The following is a 1,416-nucleotide window of genomic DNA, read 5'->3' as shown; positions in this document are numbered from 1 at the left end:
GCAATGTCCGCATACAGTCAGCCCCTGCAGCAGGCGCAGCGGCGCATTATCCCGTCGCTGACGTGCCCGCTTGCGGTTCTCTGCAAGCTGCTCCTGGACGGTATGGAACAGCGCTTCACTGATGATGGCCGGCACCGGAATTTCGATCCACTGCTGCGGATCCGCACGTATCGTTGAATACGGTTTCTTGGGCACATCGGCACTGTGGCGTTGGGCACGCACACGTACATGCAGATGATCGCGCACCTGCGTTTTGCCGAACGCGGCCCGTCCCATGTAAGCCGGATTGCGCAATATGCCCCACACCACGCTACGATCCCAGAACGGCTTCCCCGAAGCCGTTTCGGTACCAGCCTCGGCAAGCCGGCGTACCACTTCTCCGATGCTCAGGCGCTCCAGACCTACCCATTGGAACATCGCTCTTACCGTTGCGGCTTGGGGCAGTTCGATGACGTAGTGGGCCGGTGTCCCGTCGAGCTGCCTGCGGATATAGCGGTAGCCGTAAGGCGCCCCAGATAGCACATTGACATTGCCACGTTTGGCACCGTGAAGCTTGCCACGGCGGTTGCGCTCAGCGATCTTGGCTCGTTCGTATTCCGCGATCATGCCCTGCATCTGCAAGAGCAGTGACTCTTCCGGCGTCGTGCCAATTGCGTGGTTGAGGAACACTACCTGTACACCGCACGCGGACAGCTCTTCCATCAGCAGCGCCTGATGCGCGTATTTGCGTGCCAGTCGGTCCGGCGCCAGGATGTACAGCCGATCGATCGTCCCGAGTGCGGCGGCGTCCCGTAGGCGCTCAAGTTGCGGCCTAACCAGCGTTGCACCGCTCACCCCGGCATCAATGAAGCACATGTCCTCCACAATCTGCGCACCGTCGACCTGAATCCGCTCCTTCAATGCTGCGATCTGGCTGTCAATGGTGCCGCGTTTGCTTTGTTGCTCTGATGACACGCGCGCATAAAGCGCGACCATGGCAGCGTTGCTCATCGCTTCCCTCGCTTCATAGCCAGTTGTGCCACCACTTCGGGCTTGGCATCCGATGGTCGCGCAGTGCTGCGCGCGTCCACTGGACTGAGCTGTTCGTAGGCCTTCTGCAATTGTTCGCCGGAGTATCGGCTAGGCTCGAAAGCGAGACGCACTCGCCAGTGCTTGCGTCGTCCCCGTGTCATCGATGCGGCTCCCAGTCAGCGGGAGCAACGGCCTCAAGCACGAGAACCGTATCAATGGCAAGACATCCTCTGGACCATGGCGCCAGGCACTCCCTTGATATGCGAAGGCCACATCTTACCCGCGAGTTTGCTATGTTGTTGCCGGAGCAAGGACGACATCACCCAGCAGTATCTGCAGCAGTTCGACGCCGACGAAGGGGTTCTGTATGTCGGCCGCGCCCAGGAGAAGGCGCGCGTGGTGCGC

1 protein-coding gene is annotated in these 1,416 nt (G+C 60.7%); it reads right to left on the bottom strand.

Annotated features, from left to right (window positions below; genetic code table 11):
* Positions 1 to 990 (bottom strand): recombinase family protein (locus K309_RS0134960; RefSeq protein WP_035878961.1); only part of this gene is annotated, 990 nt, incomplete at its 3' end.
* Between the last annotated feature and the right edge of the window lie 426 nt (positions 991 to 1,416).

Origin of the sequence: Cupriavidus phytohabitans, from assembly GCF_000426345.1 — a bacterium.
Lineage (GTDB): Bacteria > Pseudomonadota > Gammaproteobacteria > Burkholderiales > Burkholderiaceae > Cupriavidus.
This window is presented reverse-complemented; position numbering and strand designations above follow the sequence as displayed.